The following is a 20,701-nucleotide window of genomic DNA, read 5'->3' as shown; positions in this document are numbered from 1 at the left end:
CGCATTGTTGCTTGCTCCCAAACAGCGACCCGATTATAAAGTGAGCTTCGCGAAAGAAATATAATTTTTATAGGTATAAGGAAGCAGCATCACGTTTTCACCTACCTGGCGACCATAGCGGGGCATAAAATTCAATCTTTTTTCCCTGGCCTGAATGGGCGCCGCTTTATCGACATTGCCATTTTCATCTACCAATATCCTTTCCAGATCTGCGATTTTACCGGCATTATTCATCAGCAGTTGCAGCTGGTCTCCGGTGAACATGAGCTGATAGGAAAGGCGGCCGTCTGTATTGCTTTGTTCCTGGGATTTCTGAATTATCTTGTCCCAGGTTTTTTCGCCTTTGTTATCAAAACTGATCAGGGCGATATTGCCGGCATTGAATTGCCGGTAATTGCCGCCCCATCCACCGGGACCCCAGCCACCCCACCAGTAACTGCGGTAAAAGAAGGGGGAGTAATAAGAATAGGGCCATCCGCCGCCGTACCGGCCCCAACCCCAGCCCCATCCGGGGCCGAAACCACCCCAATAACCCCATCCGAGACCGAAACCGGAACCCCAATAGCCCCAGCGGTCCCAACCACCCGAGTTAAACAGGGCTTCTGCTGCTACCGTAAAGCTGCCGTCGGTATTGACAATGATATTATTGATGAAGAAATCATCAAATGCATTTTTGATGCTGCCCCGCTCGCGGGCACGTTTTTTCAACTCATCACTAAACAATGTGGTTTTTTCAAAAGCCATAGTGCCGCCGTTGCGGTCAAAGCCATAAACGTAGAGACCGGAGATAGCGCCTCTTTTGGTATTGCTGAACAATGAGACCAGCAGCAGTCGCTGGTTTTTCTCATCACTCATCACCTTGATGTCATCCAGGTACAGATCGGCCAGGTTCAGGGACTGCTCCCCATAACTTTCCGCATCCGCCGCCTTGGTGATCAGCCTGGCCTGACCAATATTACCATTGGATTGCCGATTGTATTTGACAAAAGCCATCCTGCCGTCATTGGTCAGGGTATAGCCCGTCAGATAGTCCCCTTTATTTTCCATCGGAACGCTGAACCGGCTTTCCGCCTGCTCCGCTAACTGGGCGTTGAATAATTTGGTCGTAATTCGGTATAGCTGACGGTCCTTTCGGTTCACCTTGTAAATCATCAGCTGTTCGTTGTCGGCGGAATTAATCAGGTTGTAAATTTTGCCTTCCGATTTATACGCGATCATCGTAGTGTCCAGCAATTGGGGTTCTTCCAGAATGTTGCCATTCGCTTCAACCTTAGCTGCTTTCAGATAGACGATATCGCCCTGCTGGTACTGATAGAGTAAATAAGTGTCGTGGGGTGCGGTGAAAAAGGACAGGTCAAGGATTCTTTCGCGGTCCGGGAGGATCGAAATAGGTACTTCATCCAGCTGATTCATATTTTCATCATAGACCGTGATCCGGTGACGCCCTTTTACTTCCTTATAAATCAGATAATTATTTGCCTGCCGGCCAATAATTTCAAAATTCATTCGTTCCGGATCACTTTTTTGGACCGGTGCATAAGTGATTTGCTGCGCCTGAATTCCCGAAAGAACGATCAGAACGAGCAGTGGCAGGAAGCATAATTTCTTTTTCATGATTTCCGATTATATTATAATAGACGTTAGCCGAAAGGCGGGTGCAGCTTCGGCGCGATAACTTCCGGATAGGAAACCGTAGTTTTTGTGGCAACTTTTCTCTTAAAAGGTAATTGCCCTGCTGAACATGCCATAAACCGGAACCAGACACTTTCATTTGGCCTATTGGTCTGTAAATTTACAAATACCTTGAAGATCAACCATCAAGACGAAAAAAATTAACGAAAGGTTGCCAGTTGCAAGCGGCGGTGCTGCGGAGGGCCTGCGGCGCTGAACAGGATAGTAATCGGGGATAAAAGTTTTTTTCTTTTAGCGCTTTTACCTAAACTTTGTGGTCTTAAATTGTAACCTCATCGGTGAAACTTCACAGTAACAAGGCTACTGCCGCAGGTTTGCTCATAGCCCTGGGTATTATTTATGGAGATATCGGTACTTCTCCATTATATGTATTCAATGCAATCATTGGTGACAGGCAGATTACCGAATCGCTGATCATAGGTACTTTGTCCTGTATCATATGGACCCTTACCCTGCAAACGACATTGAAATATGTGATCCTGATTTTAAGGGCGGATAATAAGGGTGAGGGAGGCACGTTTTCATTATATGCACTGGTCCGGCGACGGCGAAGGTGGCTGGTCATTCCCGCCATGATTGGCGGTGCCGCCCTGATCGCGGACGGCATTATTACCCCTCCTATGACGATTACCTCTGCAGTAGAAGGTCTGCAGATTCTACCCGCACTCAAACATATTCCCACTTCAACCATCGTCTGGATCGTATTGAGTATCCTGGCGCTATTCTTTTTCCTGCAGCAGTTCGGAACCGCTTCAATCGGTAAGATATTCGGACCCGTGATGTTTTTATGGTTTACCATGCTGGCAGTATTTGGTGCCCTGCATATTGGCGATGATGTTTCTATTTTCCGCGCCCTGAGCCCGCATTATGCCATCCGTTTTTTAATTGAATATCCTCAGGGCTTCTGGCTGCTGGGTGCCGTCTTTCTTTGTACGACAGGAGCAGAGGCGCTCTACAGTGATCTGGGGCACTGCGGTCTGAGCAATATCCGGATATCCTGGATCTATGTAAAGATCTGTCTGTTGTTAAACTATTTTGGACAGGGCGCTTTCCTGCTGTCCCATTACTATAAGCTCACCATTACTGAAGATATAAAAAGTTCTATCGGCATCAATGCCTTTTTCAACCTGATGCCGGAATGGTTTATCGTTCCCGGCGTTATCATTGCTACCATGGCGGCTATTATTGCCAGCCAGGCCATGGTCTCCGGCGCCTATACCCTGATCGGTGAAGCCATGCGCCTGAATCTCTGGCCCCGGCTGCGGATCCGTTATCCATCGGAAGCCAAAGGACAGCTGTTTATACCGGCCGTCAATATGATTATGTTTTCGGGTTGTGTATTCGTGGTACTTTATTTTCAGCGGTCCAACCGTATGGAAGCCGCCTATGGCCTTGCCATTATTGTGACCATGCTGATGACCACGATACTTTTCGCCAACTATATGGTGCTTAAAAGGGTCAAACCTTTCTGGATTTATACCTTTCTGTTGTTTTACGGTGTCGTGGAAGCCGGCTACTTTATCGCCCTGCTGGATAAATTTCCGCACGGTGGTTATATTACCATGCTGATCGGCGGTATGATGTTTCTGATCATGTATGTATGGTTTCGGGCCCGAAAGATCAAAAACAGGTATGTGGAATTCGTGCGTATGGAGAATTATGTCCCCAAGATCCAGGACCTGAGTAATGATAAATCGGTCGCCAAGTACGCCACGCACCTGATTTATCTGACCAGCGCCGATAACCCCAAGGAAATCGAACATAAGATCCTGTATTCGATCCTGAACCGTAAACCCAAACGGGCAGATATCTATTGGTTTGTCCATGTGGATACCATGGATAATCCCTATACTTCGGAATATAAAGTGGAGCATATTATACCCAATGATATCATCCGGATTGATTTTAAGCTGGGCTTCCGGATTCAGCCCCGGATCAATCTGTTGTTCAAGAAAGTGGTAGAGGAGCTGGTTGCCAATAAGGAGGTCAATATCATGAGCCGCTACGAGAGTCTGGCCAGCAGCAATACGGTGGGGGATTTTCAGTTCATGGTGATGGAAAAATACCTGAGCGCTGACAACGAGCTGCCTTTTATGGAAAAACTGATTTTAAAACTGCATTTTATTATCAAGCACCTGAGTCTTTCCGAAGAACGTAATTTCGGTCTGGATGCGGCCAATGTAGCCGTGGAAAAATTTCCCCTGATCGTAGCGCCGGTTACTAAAATCAAGCTGACCCGGATCGAGTAGCTGAAGCAGGTGACTGGAGCTTTTACTGATGTTCCGCGGCTACCCGGATATCTATGATCCTCAACTGCAGGGACACCTGACCGTTCCATCTGCTTTCATCAATACAGAATACCATATCAAAGGGTTTCCGGTCTTTGACCAGTTCCCATTTATCGGCCATATTGAAACCGATGGCGGTCATCGTGGTTGCGCCCTGGGCGAGCACCAGCCGCAGATGGACCTCCCTGAGCATTTTGCTGAAACCCGTATCGGTAAGTCCTCTTGCGATAAATACAGGTGCGTCATTTTCAGGTCCAAAGGGTTCCATCTGCCGGATAATATTATAGAAAGCAGGGCTGATTTCCGCAAGGGTGATTTCGGTATCGATACTGATTTCGGGGATGAGTTGCTCTGGTTGAATGCGGGCGGCAACCACGCTTTCAAATTTTGAACGGAATGCGGCTACCTGATCGGCTTCCATCGACAGTCCGGCCGCAGCAAAATGACCACCGTATCCCAGCAACAGGTCCCGGCATTCATGTATGGCTTCGTATAAATTAAAGCCGGGTACACTTCGGGCGCTGCCGGTGACGACTTCACCGCTGCGGGTCAGCACAACAGTGGGCCGGTAATATTTTTCAATTAAGCGGGAAGCTACGATACCCACTACGCCCTTATGCCAATGAGGCTGGTAGACTACGGTAGATTTATATTCCTGCCAGTCCGGTTGGGCGGCAATCAGTTCCAGTGCCTCGGCAGTGATACCACTGTCCGCCTGTTTACGGTCACTATTATCGCTGTGCAGCTGCCGGGCAAAGGGCAGGGCCGCTTCATAATCTTTGGCTATAAATAATTGTACTGCTTTGCCCGCTTCATCCATCCGGCCGGCGGCATTCACCCGGGGAGCGATCAGGAACAACAGGTTACTGATCCGCATCGGACGGGGTGCCTCACTCAGGGTCATTAGCGCACTGATGCCCGGATTGGGTGCGGTATTGGCCCGCTCCAGCCCATAATAGGCCAGGATCCGGTTCTCACCGGTCATCGGGACGATATCGGCTGCAATGGCTGTTGCAACCAGGTCCAAAAACTGGTAGGCGGTATCTGCGGCCAGGCCCATGCGCTCGCAGAGGGCGGAAATCAGTTTAAAACCCACCCCGCAGCCACATAATTCCTTATAAGGGTAGGGGCAGTCGGTCTGTTTGGGGTTGAGAATGGCAATAGCCGGCGGCAGGGTCGCCTCCGGGAGGTGGTGGTCGCAAACGATCACATCAATGCCCAGCCGATTGCTGTAGGCAATCAGTTCCAAGGCCTTGATGCCGCAATCCAGTGCAATGATTAACTGGTATCCATTTTCAGCGGCATAGTCGATACCCGCCTTACTGATGCCATAGCCCTCCCTGTAGCGGTGGGGGATATAGAAACCAGTATCCGGATGCAGGCTCCGGATAAACTGATACATACAGGCCACAGCGGTGGTGCCGTCCACATCATAATCTCCGTAAATCAGTATTTTTTCACCGCTTCTTAATGCCTCCTGTATGCGTCCCACTGCCTTTTCCATATCCTTCATCAGCCAGGGATCATGCAATTCCTGCAGCCGGGGCCGGAAATAATCCCTAGCCTGCGCATAGTTGCGAATCCCGCGATTGACCAGGACCTGGCAAAGCTGACGGTTGATTTTCAGGCTTTCCTGCAAATCCGTTACCCATTCCTGCGGGGGGCTGATCTCTTTCCAGTTCTTCGTCAATAGTAGGGTGTTTAAAGAAGCGCGGGTTAATATTTTCTCTCTGTTACGTAATCCACCAGGTCGAGCATTCCTTTACGGTATTCATTATCAGGGCATTGCATCAGTATATCCAATGCCTCCTTCTTGTAATCGTACATTTTCCGGGTGGCATAGGCAATGCCGCCGCTGTCTTTGACCACCTGCAGTACCCAGTTGACCTTCTGGCGGTCATTATTATTATTCTTTACAATATTAATAATACGCCGGCGGGTGGTTTTATCCGTGTGATTGAGGGTATAGATCAGGGGCAGGGTCATTTTTTTCTCTTTGATATCATTGCCCGTAGGTTTACCGACATCCTCACTGGCATAATCAAACAAATCGTCTTTGATTTGAAAGGCGATGCCGGTCTTTTCACCGAAAAGCCGCATTTTTTCTGCATCTTCCTCGCGGCCACTGGCCGACCAGGCACCCGCGCTGCAGGCGGAAGCCAGCAGGGAGGCCGTTTTGCTACGGATTATTTCATAATAGACGGATTCTTCCAGGTTCAGGCTGCGGGCTTTTTCCATTTGCAGGAGCTCCCCCTCACTCATTTTCCTTACGGCATCGGTCAGAATATGCAGGACCCGGTAATCATTATGCTCCAGGGAAAGGATCAGGCCTTTGGCCAGCAGGTAGTCGCCTACCAGTACCGAGGCTTTGTTTTTCCAGAGGGCATAGACCGAAAAAAAGCCGCGCCGTTCCAGGGAATCATCCACCACATCGTCGTGTACCAGGGTAGCCGTATGCAGGATTTCTACCAGAGAAGCCGCCCGGTAGGTCACTTCAGTGACTTCGCCAAACAGCCGGGCCGCCAGAAATACAAACATCGGCCGTAATTGTTTACCCTTTCTTTTAACAATATAGCGCAGAATACTGTTCAGCAGGGGTGTTTGGCTTTTGACGGCCTCTTTAAAATGGCTTTCAAAATTGTCCAGTTCCGTTTTTATCAGGGAATTAGGTAGACGCATCCTTAAAATAAGGGCAAAATAAGGAATTATGGCGTGAATCTACCCGAAAACCGCACGAATTATCCGGGTAAGCCCGCCAGAAATCTTAATTATTTTTTTGGTTAAAAATTTGTTTATTTGGCAAATGGCTCTATTTTTGCTAAACTTAAAGTAAAAATCGTTTAAATCTTAATCCTTAGTTATGACAAGCAAAAAGTACACATTACTTGCAGGCATTAGTTGCCTGGTTGCGTCTACCGGATTCGCCCAGGTGAGTTCGGAGCACCCATATACGGCTCCACACCCGATATATGGCACTTATTCCGTTACAGACAATAACTACTACAACAGCAAGCAAGCCGCTCAGAACAATGAGTTTCTGGTAGGAAACTATGACTATCCCGGAAAACCCAGAGATATGTGGGAACTGGGTATCAAAGGTGGTTCTTTCAGCGTTATCGGTGATATGACCCCTAACTTCCTGGGTTCCTTTGGCTTTGGTGCTCACCTGCGCAAGTCTTTAGGTCATGTATTGTCTCTGAGATTAGAATATTTATATGGTGTTGCCAAAGGTGAACAATGGCAGTCTGCTGACGGAGCCATCTATGGCAATCCTGGTCAGGAGATCTATTACAACCATAAGACAAAATCACAGGACCTGTCTTTACAGTTACTGGCTAATATCGGAAACATCCGTTTCTATAAAGCACAAACTGGTGCGACCATCTATGCACTGGCCGGTGCTGGTCTGAATACCTGGAGAACTTTCGCTAATCCTTCGATCAGCGCTCCCGGTAATCCTGGTAATATCGATAACAAAAAAGACATCTTAAAAGATGTTCGTGATCAAATTGATAACGATTATCCCTGGGAATACAACACCACTTCCGAAAAATATACTAAATTATTTGACGGATATATCAAACCTTCTTTCACTGCAGGTGTAGGTATCGCTTTCAGACTGAGTGACAGGGTGAACCTGGCACTGGAAGATCGCGCTATCTGGGTAGGTACTGATAATGTTGATGCTATTATTCCTCCTTACCATGCCAACGAAAGTAAAGACTGGTACAACTACGCTACACTGGGTCTGAACTTCAACCTGGGAAGCAAAGCAAAAAGAGTGGAACCCCTGTACTGGCTGAATCCACTGAACTATGCTTACGGCGAACTGCGCAGAGTACCTGAAATCGTTCTTCCGGATGCTGATGGTGACGGTGTAACTGATCAATTCGATCAGGAACAAACTCCTGCCGGTTGTCCTGTTGATACTCATGGTGTTAGCCGCGATACTGATGGTGACGGTGTACCTGATTGTAAAGATAAAGAACTGGTTACTCCTACTTATTGCCAGCCGGTTGATGCTGATGGTGTAGGTAAATGTCCTTGTCCGGAAGGTTGCGCTCCTGCAGCCAGCGAATGTGCTACACTGTTAGGTGCTTTACCTAGCGTACACTTTGCTTCTAATTCCAACAATCTTTCTGATGATGCAGCAGGTGCCCTGGCTACTGTAGCTGCTAAACTGAAAGCAAATCCAAACTGTAAAGTAGTTGTAGTAGGTTATTGTGCAGCTACCAAACGCCAACAGCAGTTAAGCTGGGATCACGTGAACAAAGTGATCACTCACTTAGTTGAAAACGAAGGTGTTAGCAGCGACAGATTTATCTTCAGCTCTGGTCAGGAAGGTGGAGATTGCGATACAGTTGACATTCGTGCAGCTGCTCCTGGTGAAGATGGTCCGAACACCATTGCACCTCCTCATCCGCAACTTCGCAAAAACTAATCAACTTTTTGCTATAACAAATACAAACCTCTCCCATTTGGGAGGGGTTTTTTATTTTTGACCTAAGATGGGGTGCTTGGGGATTTGGCACAAAAACAGTATTTTGTTGCTCAAAATTCTTAGCCATGTCTTGCCCCTTGATATTTAAAAGATTACAATTATTTTTCCTGATTTTTTTCGCGGCTAGCTGCCTATTAAATGCCCAGCGCTACCAAATTGCCAGTTATAACCTCCGCTTTGCCAGTCCCTCGGATTCAGGCAATCTCTGGCAGGACCGCCGTGCTGCTGTCGCCAGTCTGATCGACTTCCATGATTTTGATGCTTTTGGAACCCAGGAAGGCCTGCCGGAGCAACTGGATGACCTGATTACTGCCCTGCCCCAATACAGTCGCTATGGGAAAGGTCGTGATGATGGCAGTGACAAGGGTGAACATTCCGCAATATTCTATAAAAAAGATAAATTCAGGCTGGTAGAAGCCGGCGATTTCTGGCTTTCCGAGACGCCTGATAAACCTGGTTTGGGCTGGGATGCGACCTGCTGTAACCGGATCTGTTCCTGGGTCCGCCTGGAGGATAAGGCTTCCAAAAAGCAGTTTTATTTTTTCAATGTGCATTTTGATCACCAGGGGAAAATAGCCCGTATCGAGAGTGCGAAACTGATGCTGCAAAAGATCCGGACGATTGCCAAAAAAATGCCGGTGGTGCTGACTGGCGATTTTAACGGTGACCGTCAATCCCAATGGTATCGCCAGTTGAATGAAAGTGAGCTGCTACGGGACAGCTATCTGGATGTCAAAACACCTTATGAACTGAATGGTTCCTTTAGTGGATTCCGACTCAATCGGGTCAGCAGTCATGTTATTGATCATATCTTTGTAAATAAAGGATTTAAGGCCCTTAAATGGGGTATTCTGACCGATACCTATTACGGAAAAGCCCCATCTGATCATTTTCCCGTCGTCGCCAGCCTCGCGCTCCAGTAAGTTGGTTGTGGCACCAATGCCTGGCTGATAAGTTCGGTAACGGGTAGTGGTTTACTCGATATCGGGGGAAAGGGTTGGTTTCATTGAGTCCTTGCTTTTCTCTGTGGTCACCGGTTCCACCCTTCGGCTGGAATCCGGCATCTGGAGTCGGATAGAATCCGGAACCGGAACCTGCAGACTATCGGTCTGGAGGCGGCGTTCCAGCCTTTTCCGGGGATTGACAAAAAGTTCTCTTAAGGTATTAAATTCCCGACGGAAAGAAATCCCCGCACCGGTTCTTTTGAGCTTGGCCGCACCTGAACTGGCGGTGGTAAGAAAATCCAGGTTTTCACGGTAAAACAGGTTCAGCCGGATGGTGCCTGCGGGGTTCAGCAACCATTCTGCGGTCACATCGGGCAGGAATTGTACCGTTCGCTGAAAACTGGACTGTATCGGTACTTCCAGGGAACTTCCCAGAGAAATAACGAACCGTTCATCAAATAGGGGGACCAGGACTGCGCCACTGACATTGGCCTGGTTGATATTAAAATTACTGCTCTGGGTTCCCAGTACACTCCGGTTGTAAACCGAACCACTAAAGACCACACTGACTTCGGTGCCCAGCAGACTGTTCAGGGCATTATTCAGTTTTTTGTTGATCTCATTAAAGAACAGGCCGGAAAGACTGGAGATGGTATTATAAGTCAGCTCATTAACGGCAGCGCCGATACCGATATTGGAGACCCCGGTCTGGGGCGGCGCAAAACTGTTGAATACAATCAGATAGGTCACCTGACGGGTGATCTCAGACTGGCTTCTTTCTATCTGCTGTAACTGATTGGTCACATTGAAATCATTGTTGAAACGGCTGGTGGGATCCAGCTGCAGCTCAAACTTGAAATCCGGTTTGAACAATTGTCCGGTTAGCGTCGCATAGACAAATACATTTTCTCTGATATTGGCATAGCCAGGGTCAATACTCAGGCCCGATAAGGGTGCAAAACTTACCCTTTCGGCCTTGTACTGTGCCTGTATATTGATATGGGCATTTAAAGGATCACCGGTCCAGGAAATATAGTTTTCGGTACCCCGGATGATTTCAAAAGGCTTTTTAAAGAAGGACTGGAAAGTGAAATTATAGGTCCCTTCATCGATATCCAGCCGGCCCCGGATGGCCAGGGGTTCACTGGTTCCGGACTTGATATTCAGGGAGCCTGAACCCCGCCCTACGATCTGATCGCCCGTCAGGTCATCCATCACAAAGCGCATCAATACTTTGGGATTGGCGGTTATATCCAGTTCATAAGTAAGATTCGAGCTGGCGGCAGGGCGGTAACTGCTGTCCTGCATCTCTTCACCATAGGTACGTTCGACGAGCCAGTCAGGCATTTTTCCGGCCCGGCTTTCAGAAGAAGCAATGGTAAATTCGCTTTCTTCCTCGTCAGAGGCAATGGCATCAATTTTCATATAGGTATTGTCCTGAGGACCAATCAATACAAAAGAACCGGTGGCTTTTACATCACCGTAAAAAGTCTTATTATTGGCGTAACTGGTTTTGAGTACCTGCACCGGCCGGTTGTTATTCCGGTCGCGGGTTCCGGGCTTCCGGGTGGAAACGACCACATCAAAGAACATATTCTGAAAACTGCTGTGCGAAATATTACCGTTCAGGTAGATCGGGTTGCCGGTAACCGTGTCTTCCAGCACAATGCCGTTCAGGTTGATCTGGTTTTCGTCGAGGCTGATTTCCCGGTCCAGGATCCGGTAATAGCACTGGGTAAAATTGACCCGGAGCCCGGCATTGTGCAGCCGGCCCCGGCCTACTACACGGACGGCATTCAGGGGTCCCTTGATGTCAAATTGACCGGTGACTTCGCCCGTCATATCCGAAAACAGAAATTCCAGAAAACGATTGACATATTTGAGGTCAAAATTGGTAGGCGTCAGCGAAATAATGTTCTGCTCCTGGCTTTCGGCATCTTTCAGGTAGAGATGGATATCGTAGGCCAGACTTTTGTCAGCAGTGCCCAGGGTTCTGCCATTCACCAATAGCTCACGGGTGGGCATATCGAATACTATTTCGGCACTGATATCACCGAGGGAATCATTGTCAAAACGAATGGCATGGCCGGTGAAATTCCGCGAATTGATTTTCATCTCCGGCCCCGGATTTTCGATCAGTACATCTGCATCGATCAGACCTTCCAACCGGTTTTGGGGCAGAAAATAAGGCGCAAAATCCGCCAGGTTAATATGGTGCAGGGTGATGCCCAGGTCGTTCCAGCTGCCGATATCCGAAGGCAGGGTCTCAATCCGGATTTCCTGTTGGTTTTCCCGCAGCAATAGTTGACCATGTGCAGGAGAACTTTTGCGGAATTCGAGCTGGCCTTTTTCCTGTACCGTCCATGATTTGCCGTTCAAGACAAAATTCGACGGCCCGAATTCGATGCCCACGCCATCCCGGTAGGTCCGTACCATGGCATTGATCCTTGCCTGATCCACCGTTTTATTGCCACCGGTATAAATATTGACGGTAGAAAGGTCATTATGCGCGGTAATATTAAAGGTTGCGAGTTGCACCTGCAGGCTGTCGCCAATACCGATATTGGAAGTGCTGCCATACAGGGTCAGACTGTCGTAGCCACCGGTAGCATCCAGCGCAACATTGGAAAAGGAAAGGTTTCGGTACCTGAAGTAAGGAACGTCCACATCCAATATCAGGCTGTTGGTCGTAGTATTGATCCGCCCTTCGATCGTACTATTGCTGAATCCGTAAAGACTGCTGTCAATCACAGAAGCGAGATCATCGAAATTGTTGGTTTTGATATTAAAGGAAAATACCTGATTGGAAGCAACTGTATCCGGCCGGCTGATATAGGAAGGGTAGTAGCGGCTCAGGAAGCCGGTTACAGAATTGGGTAGGTCCCGTATATTAAAAGTACCGGTGAGGCTGGCGTTGAATTCATTGGAACTAAGCCGCAGGTGTTTCTGGCCGTCAACGATGGCGGAAGAAAGTTCCAGATGGGAAAATGAAAGCGGGAAGCCACCTCTGGTCATTGCGGCATCCGAGACCTGGGCGGTACCCAGAAAATCATCGATGCTGTTACCGGTGAACTGGGCATTTATTTTTCCTTTCAGGGAAATATCATCTTTCAGCAGGTGCAGGGTTTTCAGGTTCAGGGTGTCGATATTCGCCAGAAAATTAAACTCAGGCACACTGCCACTGAAGTTCACCAGTCCGTTCAGGTTGAACCGGGCATTGGGGTCATTGACGATGATAGTGCCGTCGAATATGCTTTTATTGAGTTCGCCGTCCGCGACAATCTGCCGGTAGCGGTAATTTTTAAAGTCGAGGTAGTTGATACGCGCGTCCAGGGCAACATTTCCACCCTGCGGATCGAAGCCGGCGCCTTTGAGGTTGGCTCGAAAGCTTACAAATCCAATATTGGTATCTCTGATAAACGGTCCCAGGTTGAAATTTTCAGAAGAGATATTACCGGAATAAACCGGGTTGCGACTGTCGTGTAATTTCATGTTCACATCGGCTTTTACCGTACCCAGATTGGTTCGCAGGGTGCCAAAAGTGACAAAATCCCGAATGAATCCGGTATAATTCCCTTCGAATTCCAGGAATTGCAGTCGACTCAGGTCCGGGTTCCGGATGTTTTTTATGGCCGGCACAAAAGCTACCGCATCCGTATAAATGGTTCTGAACGCGTTGGCTTTTATATAAATAAAGGTAGAATTGATTTTCGGGAGCCCCGTCAGTGACGCATTGCCTTTGAAATAGGTATTGCTCCCTGCTTTGATTTCCAGTTGCTGCCCCTCCAGTGCTGCCACAGGCCCGGTGATCCGGCCGGTCAGTAGGATCCTTTTTTTCCAGCTTTTCAGGGCAGGGGCAAAAAATGCGATGTCATCGCTGTTGATTTCAGACTCCTGAAAATGCCCTTCCATGACCACTTTTTCCTCAAAATCATTCATGTCTGAAAAATCGGAAAATTTCATGCTGAAATGATTCTTCAGATGGCTGTCATTGGTGCGGATATCCAATTGATTGAAGGTCATCTCGTAAGGGGTGACTTTAGCCTGCGCCGCCAGTTTTTTGACTTCAAAGCCGCTTTTCTCCACCGTTTCGAGCACCAGTTTGGCCCGGATGGTATCTACCTGCCAGCTCAGGTCCGAGAGGTCGCCATTTACTTTACTCCATTGCATATGCGCACCATCAAAGACACCTGGATCAGAGGGCGTTCGCTGCTCATTATCGGATTTAAACAAACCATCGCGGATGCGAATGCTGGCGATCCGGATATTCCAGTTGCCCGGATTCCACTGGGGTTCCAGGCTGTCTGTTGCGGGTTGCACTGGTTCCGGTTCGGGTGCTTTTATGCGGGGCGGTCGTCTGCCGGCATAGTTCCGGATGGCCAGATAGGGCTTATTAACCTGTAAAGCATTGATTTCTATTATTTTTTTGGGGAAATCGACATTTTTGGGATCCGTGCTCAGGGAAGCCAGAGAGGCTGTCATGTCCTGACCCAGCCATTGATCTTCTTTTTTGAAAAGGATATTCTTAAGATCGATTTCACGGACCGCCAGGCTGATCGATTTTTGCTTCTTGGGGGATGTGCTGGCCGGGGTACGGAAATAATCCAGCAGGAACTGGTGATTCCAGACCGAATCGGTTCTTTTCAGGTGGATATAGGTATCTCTTAAACCAAGGTATTTCAGTACGATATTGTCCTTTATAAAAAACCAGTCAGTAATATTAACCGTAACGGCTCCGGCACTCAGGATGGTGTCCTTTTTCTGATCTTCCAGCAGTACATCCTGCAGGTGCATCTTATTGAAAAGGGAAAACTCCACATGGCCGATATTAATTTTTGTTTTCAGTTCCCGGGAAAGCTTTGCAGTAACTTTTGATACCAGCCAGTTCTGTACCGGCGGCGTTTGTATTAATAACCAAACTACTACCAGTAATCCCAGCAAAGATGCCAGGGATATGAGTAATATTTTTTTGAATTTCTTCAGGTAAGATCCCGGGTTAAGTTATTTGTAAAAGTACTTTATTAGTGAGCCCCGGGCAAATTTGCAGCATCATTCTGATCAATTTTAATATTTTTATTGAGAATTTGCAGTGAATCCTGACAATGTTGATAGTGAAAGATATTGCAGTCGATCCTTTTTTATGAAAAACTTGCTTACGGGTATATGCTTATTATGCTTGACCTTCCAGGCTGCTGCACAGCGCTTTGGCGGATCTCCGCCCGGTACCCGCTGGCAGCAGATAGATACAGATACGGCACGTATAATTTTTCCTGAAGGGCTGGACAGTCTGGCACAGTCGGTCGCCACCGAACTGCATGGAATGGCCGACAGCAATCAGCAACCACTGGGCGATGCACTCCAAAAAATAAATATTGTATTACATGGACGTCCCGTGGTATCAAATGGTTATGTGGGATTGGGGCCCTATCGCAGTGAATTTTACCTGACCCCCCCGGCGGACAATTTTTCCCTGGGCACCCTGCCCTGGCCGCGGCAGCTGGCCCTACACGAGTACCGCCATGCACAGCAGTTCAATAATTTCAACCGGGGCCTGAGCAGGGCGGCAGGTTACCTGTTCGGGCAAGACGGCTATTCCCTGGCTGCCAACGCTGCTATTCCCAATTGGTTTTTCGAAGGCGATGCCGTTTTTCAGGAGACGATGCTATCCGGGCAGGGACGGGGCCATAACCCGCTTTTTTTCAACGCCTTTCCAACGCTTTGGCGGGCTGGAAGAAATTATTCCTGGGCGAAACTCCGCAATGGTTCTTACCGGGATTATATTCCCGGACACTATGAGCTGGGCTATTTGCTGGTCAATTATGGTAATGAAAAATACGGCATGGATTTCTGGCGCCGTGTAACTGCTGATGCCAGCGCCTACAAAGGATTCTGGTATCCTTTTCAAAAGGCGGTTAAAAAATACAGTGGCCGGCGGTACCGGGACTTTGTGACAGAGGCCTTTGATTTTTATCGCGATAAATTTCAACCGACGACGACTGCTATGGGCAGTGTTGATCCCCGGGAAAGGGATCGCAGCCTGGTTACGGATTATCAGTATCCCTTTCAGGTAAGTCCCGTAGACCGGCTGTATCTAAAATCCTCCTATGGGAGTCGCCCTGGATTTTATCTGCTAAAGGGGAGCCGGGAGCAATTGCTCCGGGTCCGCGATATCAGTATTAATGAGCAATACAGTTACCGCAATGGCAGGATCGTATATGCGGCTTTTGAAACCCATCCGCGTTGGCGCTGGCAGGGTTATAGTGTCTTGAAAATACTGGACACCCGTAGCGGCAGACAGCGCCGGCTCACCCGGAAGACCCGGTATTTTAGTCCGGATATTTCACCGGACGGGACAAAAATCGTTGCATCGAAATATGCGGTAAACGGGCAGGCATCACTGGTCGTGCTGGATGCAGCGGGCCGGCTGCAGCAGGAAATTAAAACGGATAGTGTCAGTTATTTTGTTAATCCCAAAATAACGGATAATCAGACCGTTATTACCGTTTTACGCTTTATGGATGGCCGTAATTGTCTGGCCAGGATTGACCTGAACACCCGTAAGCTGCACCGACTGACCCCGCCTGCGTTTACCAATATTGGCCAGATTGATGTGCTGGGCGATGCGATTCTTTTTACTGCTTCTCTGGGACGCAGGGACCGGATAGTTCGCTATCATTTTGCCACTGGTCGCCTTTCGGTACTGCGGACGGATGACCGGTTACAGTATCAGGTGAACCAGGGATTTGGAAAACTCAACTGGAGCGAATTTACCGCCGGCGGCTACCGGCTGCGGCAAATGGATGCGGGCATAGCCCGCTGGGAGGAACTGTCCGATCAGGATTTTCTGCATGCCACAGCAGGCATTATCACTGCGGCGGCCCGGGAGCAGCAACTGCCGGTTCCGGCCCCGCGCCAATTTGATGTCGAAAACTATCCGGCGCTCACCCATCCCTTTAATTTCCACAGCTGGCGTCCCAATTACAACCAACCGGAGTTCAGTTTCTCGGTCTATGGAAATAATGTACTCAATACGGTCAATACCGAACTGTACTATACCTATAATCAGAATGAGCGTTCCAGTAGCTGGGGCGGGAGCCTGATCTATGGGGGGCTGTTTCCCTATATTTCTGTAGGTTCCGAATATACACTGGACCGGAATGCCTGGATCCAGAATCAACGCCAGACCTGGAACCAGTGGGACAATTACCTGGGACTGACCCTGCCACTGAACTGGGTCAGCGGTCGCAGTTATAAATCCTTAAGCTTGTTTACCGCCGCGCATTATCGCCGCGATTACAATACGACCGATGGCCCGGCTTCTGCCATCCGGCCCGGTTTCGGGTATATGCAATACCAGATGAAATGGGGACAACATATTCAGCAGGCGCTCCAGGATATTTATCCCCGTCTGGGCTATAGTCTCGACCTGCAGTACCTGGACGCCGTAAACCGGTACGATAGTTACCAGCTGCTGGCAAAAGTCCGAACCTACCTGCCGGGGTTCGTACCAGCCCAGGTGCTGGTCCTGGATGCTTCGGGACAGTTTTCAGGTAGTTCAGCGAGTATTTTCAGCAACCGGCTGCCCACAGCAAGAGGATTTGAAGGTTTCAATGCCGGCCGCGCCTGGACTTTATCGGCAAATTATCATTTTCCCATATGGTATCCTGACTGGGGATTCGGTGATATTTTCTATCTGAAGCGACTTCGCGGTAATCTGTTTTATGATTTTACCAGGCTGGACAACCAGCTTCCGATGCGACAGGCCCGGCTGCAATCTGCCGGTGCAGAACTGTATTTTGATACCCAATGGTGGAACCAACACCCTGTCAGTTTTGGTGTCAGGGGCGGCTGGCGGCTTGCCGGTGAACACCCGCAGACCGATCGCAATTGGTTTCTTTCATTTATTCTGCCCGGGAGTCTGATTCCGCGTTAGCAGAATTTACAAGCGAAAAACCAGTCATACTCCAGGCACTGAATCTGCTGCCTTCCGGCGCGCCCTGAAGAATCCTTATCTGTTGTTGGTGCCGGTCTGCTGTCATATCCTCCAGGGGAATAGAATATTTTACAGTCTCTAAAATAAGGTTGGGCGTCCGTGTCAGGGGATGGGCTGGAATGGATGCGGGAAGAAATCGAAGTGGTTTCTGCTTTTGAAGTCATTTAGTCCCATTGTGATAATCCTCAAATCTGTAGTCACATAATCCTGTCCAATGGACTTTTGATTGCATTCAGTAGCGCGTTGTTGACTTTTGCAAAAAGCATCGTAGTCTTGATGTCATTGTGACCAAGTAGGTGCTGTATGAATGACATATCCGTGCCGCATTCCAAAAAATGCGTGGCGTAACTATGCCGCAAGCCATGTATTCCTATCGGCTTGTTTACCTTAGCGGCCTTCATCGCATTCTTGAGCACAGTTTGAACACTGCGTACGGAATATTGTCCTCCGTACTTACCTTCAAAAATGTAAACTATAGAACGATAAGATTTATAGTACGCTTGCAGCACACCCAACGCCGTGGATGGTAGCGGTATATACCGGCCTTTCTTTTCCATGCCTGCTTCGATGAGTACCAGTATCCGTTCACTGTCGATGTGACTCACTTTCAGATTGACAACCTCACTTACTCGCAGACCCATACGGTAGCACAGTTGCAACATCAGTAAATGCTTCTGGTTTCGTACCGTGTCGAATATCCGTTTTATTTCTTTTTGGCTCAACACCTTTGGTAAAGTGGACGGCTTCTTCGGCCGTTGGATTTCGGCAAAGAAATCCGGTTTATGGAGTACCTGTTCAAAATAGAATTTGATGACATTTAGCCTGCTGTGCAGCTGGTTCTCCGAAATCTTCAATGTATTGAAGCAGTAAAGGAGGTAAGCAAGAAGACGGTCATAGCCCAACGAATCAACGTGCACATCTTTCAAATCATACAGTAGCTGTGCGAATTCGACTATATAGGTTTTGATGGTATTCGGGCTATAGGCTTTCATCTGTAACACCTCTTTCATTCGTTGCAACTCCCGTGCGTTCACAGGAGACAATTTGGACAATACCCTTTACCAACTGGTGGGATTTTCATCCCAAATAGTGTCCGGAAATGAGTGTTGTCCGGTACATACCAGCACTTTTTCAGACCTGCTCCACCTGCCTTTTAGTGTTAAATCCCTGGAAATATTTAAGGGACATTATCGAGAGAATGCCTACGATAAAAAACAGCCAACTAAGAACATTGCTCCCCGACAAGTGTCAACCAGCTACAACATAAACTCCGAAAAATCGAATTGGCCTATATTGCGGTTGGCCGAATGCTTACTTTAATAGTATATTTCACTATCTTGTGGCAAACTTCGTACAACTTGGTGTTTGTCAAATGGCGAATACAGGTGTTGCTCCCGTGGCTTATCAAATTCCGCTTCGCTACATTTACAAACCACTTCGCAAACATCCGGGTTGTTGGCTGCAATCCTATGAGTCGTTTATAATGGTAGTTTCTTAAAATATACGAATGAAGACACTATTAATCATTTTAACTTCCTTTTTCGGACTGACTTGTCTAAATCGACAAGAGACACCACAAAAGATATTTGACGTCCACTTACATGGAAGTAAAGACCCCCCGTCACAAATGCTCACACTTCAAAAGGCTGGTGTTTACAAAGCTGCAATAAACACTTCATGGGACTTACAAAATAGCTATAGAAAAATTCCATACGTCGATTGCTTATATGGCCTGATGTTTCCCTGCCCAAATGGCAAAGTTCCATATAGTTTCCAGCCCTGCTACAGCATGGGTGAAGACTGGCCATCTATAAATTGGGTGGAACAACAAATTAAAGAAGGTAAGATTGACTATCTAGGTGAGATTTTGAACCAGTATTATGGCATTTCGCCTTCTGATTCTCTGTTGTTTCATTATTATGGTTTAGCTCAAAAATATAATTTACCAGTAGGTGTTCATACGGGAGGAGCCGGCCCAAACCACGGCTGCCCAAACTTCAAAATGGAGATGGGCAGCCCTTTGTTATTGAAAACAATGCTATCCCAATTCCCAAATCTAAAAGTATGGATCATGCACTGCGGTGATCAGTATTATAAGGAGACAATTGAGATCATGCAAGAAAATAAACTGGTATACGCGGATATATCAGTTATCTCCAATCCCGACATTGTTCATCCGAGTAAGTTTTCCATGATTATGAAAGCATTTATAGATGCAGGGCTTGAAGATCGTCTGATGTTTGGAACGGACAATGGAAATATTGAAAAAGTTGTTATGACTGTTGAAGCTGTTGATTTTTTGTCAATAGAACAAAGAAAGAAGTTGTATTATCAAAATGCAGAACGGTTTTTCAATCGCAAAATGTAAAATGATCGCTGGTTAACGGACTGCAGCCAACATCGCATCTTGGTCGACATTAACACAGCTTAACTGCGCTTCGGGCGATAGAATAAATCCTAGCATATTTTTGCTTATTTTTAAATTATCAACTTTTGTGCTACTTTTCGGCTGACATTCCAGCTTGCCGAATCACGGAATGCCGTCACATCAGCAATGCGCGGGCGTTATGCCACTTTAAGATGATATCGTGAACAAGACAATTGCCATATTGACTTTAGGACTTCAAATGGCTTTGACATTCATTGGGCCTTTCTGCATTTATATGGTTTTTGCACTTCTTGACAGTGACTTTGGTTTTGACGGACTTTTCGGATTTGTAACTGTTCAACCAATAATTGCAATTATACTCTCGGGATTGACAATTTTTGATTGCTTAAACGTAGGACTTCCAATTCGACTGAACAACAAAGCAAATCATTGGTGGATAACTAACTTTTACATTGCAATCATTGGAACAGTTTTTGGATTAATTTTTCTTTTCTTGTCTTTTCTTCCAACATTTAGTGAAACTGTAACTTACGACCTTGACGGACGGCCGACATCAAAACAAATTCCAAACTCAATATTTGCTATTTCAGGTTGGATTTTGACAGGTTTTTCATTACCTCACATTTATCTGCCACGACAACCGACCGAATAAGCAACGAACATTTTTCAAAGTACTTTCAAAATTTAATTTACAATTTTTGCTGCATTACTTTTGACAAACTGTAACAGTTCAACAAACAGAAAGGAAAAGACACCTATACTCAAAGCGTATCCAGTTGGCCAAGGGCATATAGGAATTTAGGATACAGGGTTTGACTTTTGCCCGATGAAAAGTAAAAACAACCTCAAAGCAGCGGCTATGGGTGCGCATATTGACGCCTGCCGCAAAAGCGG

Annotated in this window: 11 protein-coding genes; 6 read left to right on the top strand and 5 right to left on the bottom strand. The window is 47.4% G+C overall.

The window, feature by feature from the left end; translation table 11 throughout:
• Positions 1-33 precede the first annotated feature (33 nt).
• Complete coding sequence (locus ACYVI9_RS00055) at positions 34-1,614, bottom strand: hypothetical protein (protein WP_460758947.1); 1,581 nt, start codon at positions 1,612-1,614, stop codon at positions 34-36.
• 356 nt (positions 1,615-1,970) lie between these two features.
• Here ACYVI9_RS00055 and ACYVI9_RS00050 point away from each other — a divergent pair, with 356 nt between their 5' ends.
• The gene (locus tag ACYVI9_RS00050; RefSeq protein WP_460758944.1) at positions 1,971-3,941 is read left to right on the top strand and encodes a KUP/HAK/KT family potassium transporter; all 1,971 of its coding nucleotides are present in this window, start codon (positions 1,971-1,973) and stop codon (positions 3,939-3,941) included.
• 22 nt (positions 3,942-3,963) lie between these two features.
• Here the strand turns inward: ACYVI9_RS00050 and recJ are convergent, their stop codons facing one another.
• Positions 3,964-5,670 carry a single-stranded-DNA-specific exonuclease RecJ gene (gene recJ / locus ACYVI9_RS00045; RefSeq protein ID WP_460758941.1) on the bottom strand — a complete coding sequence of 569 codons (1,707 nt, stop codon included), beginning with the start codon at positions 5,668-5,670 and terminating at the stop codon, positions 3,964-3,966.
• Between the two features lie 26 nt (positions 5,671-5,696).
• A complete protein-coding gene (locus tag ACYVI9_RS00040; RefSeq protein WP_460758939.1) occupies positions 5,697-6,659 on the bottom strand; it encodes a polyprenyl synthetase family protein in 963 nt (320 codons plus the stop codon).
• Positions 6,660-6,840: 181 nt separating this feature from the next.
• On the opposite strand from ACYVI9_RS00040, the gene ACYVI9_RS00035 reads away from it, so the two are divergent.
• The gene (locus ACYVI9_RS00035) at positions 6,841-8,421 is read left to right on the top strand and encodes an OmpA family protein (protein ID WP_460758936.1); all 1,581 of its coding nucleotides are present in this window, start codon (positions 6,841-6,843) and stop codon (positions 8,419-8,421) included.
• A 125-nt stretch (positions 8,422-8,546) separates the two neighbouring features.
• Positions 8,547-9,404 carry an endonuclease/exonuclease/phosphatase family protein gene (locus ACYVI9_RS00030; RefSeq protein WP_460758933.1) on the top strand — a complete coding sequence of 286 codons (858 nt, stop codon included), beginning with the start codon at positions 8,547-8,549 and terminating at the stop codon, positions 9,402-9,404.
• A gap of 51 nt (positions 9,405-9,455) precedes the next feature.
• Here the strand turns inward: ACYVI9_RS00030 and ACYVI9_RS00025 are convergent, their stop codons facing one another.
• Entirely contained in the window at positions 9,456-14,243 is a 4,788-nt protein-coding gene (locus tag ACYVI9_RS00025; RefSeq protein ID WP_460758930.1) for a translocation/assembly module TamB domain-containing protein, read from the bottom strand.
• A gap of 358 nt (positions 14,244-14,601) precedes the next feature.
• Between ACYVI9_RS00025 and ACYVI9_RS00020 the strand changes: the two genes are divergently transcribed.
• On the top strand, positions 14,602-17,358 hold the full coding sequence (locus ACYVI9_RS00020; RefSeq protein WP_460758928.1) for a TolB family protein: 2,757 nt from the start codon (positions 14,602-14,604) through the stop codon (positions 17,356-17,358).
• Between the two features lie 257 nt (positions 17,359-17,615).
• On the opposite strand, the gene ACYVI9_RS00015 is transcribed toward ACYVI9_RS00020, so the two are convergent.
• On the bottom strand, positions 17,616-18,452 hold the full coding sequence (locus ACYVI9_RS00015) for a tyrosine-type recombinase/integrase (RefSeq protein ID WP_460758925.1): 837 nt from the start codon (positions 18,450-18,452) through the stop codon (positions 17,616-17,618).
• Between the two features lie 473 nt (positions 18,453-18,925).
• On the opposite strand from ACYVI9_RS00015, the gene ACYVI9_RS00010 reads away from it, so the two are divergent.
• Both ACYVI9_RS00010 and ACYVI9_RS00005 read left to right on the top strand, forming a co-directional pair.
• Positions 18,926-19,786 (top strand): amidohydrolase family protein, encoded by an 861-nt coding sequence (locus ACYVI9_RS00010; RefSeq protein WP_460758923.1) that lies wholly within the window; start codon positions 18,926-18,928, stop codon positions 19,784-19,786.
• Between the two features lie 220 nt (positions 19,787-20,006).
• A complete protein-coding gene (locus ACYVI9_RS00005; RefSeq protein WP_460758920.1) occupies positions 20,007-20,459 on the top strand; it encodes a hypothetical protein in 453 nt (150 codons plus the stop codon).
• The last annotated feature ends 242 nt before the right edge of the window (positions 20,460-20,701 follow it).

This window comes from Niabella terrae, from assembly GCF_054783135.1.
This window is presented reverse-complemented; position numbering and strand designations above follow the sequence as displayed.

What these genes read in the sequence shown, in the direction of transcription:
- ACYVI9_RS00055 (WP_460758947.1), bottom strand. Translation starts at nt 1,614, where the DNA reads ATGAAAAAGAAATTATGCTTCCTGCCACTGCTCGTTCTGATCGTTCTT.
- ACYVI9_RS00040 (WP_460758939.1), bottom strand. Translation starts at nt 6,659, where the DNA reads ATGCGTCTACCTAATTCCCTGATAAAAACGGAACTGGACAATTTTGAA.
- ACYVI9_RS00035 (WP_460758936.1), top strand. Translation starts at nt 6,841, where the DNA reads ATGACAAGCAAAAAGTACACATTACTTGCAGGCATTAGTTGCCTGGTT.
- ACYVI9_RS00030 (WP_460758933.1), top strand. Translation starts at nt 8,547, where the DNA reads ATGTCTTGCCCCTTGATATTTAAAAGATTACAATTATTTTTCCTGATT.
- ACYVI9_RS00010 (WP_460758923.1), top strand. Translation starts at nt 18,926, where the DNA reads ATGAAGACACTATTAATCATTTTAACTTCCTTTTTCGGACTGACTTGT.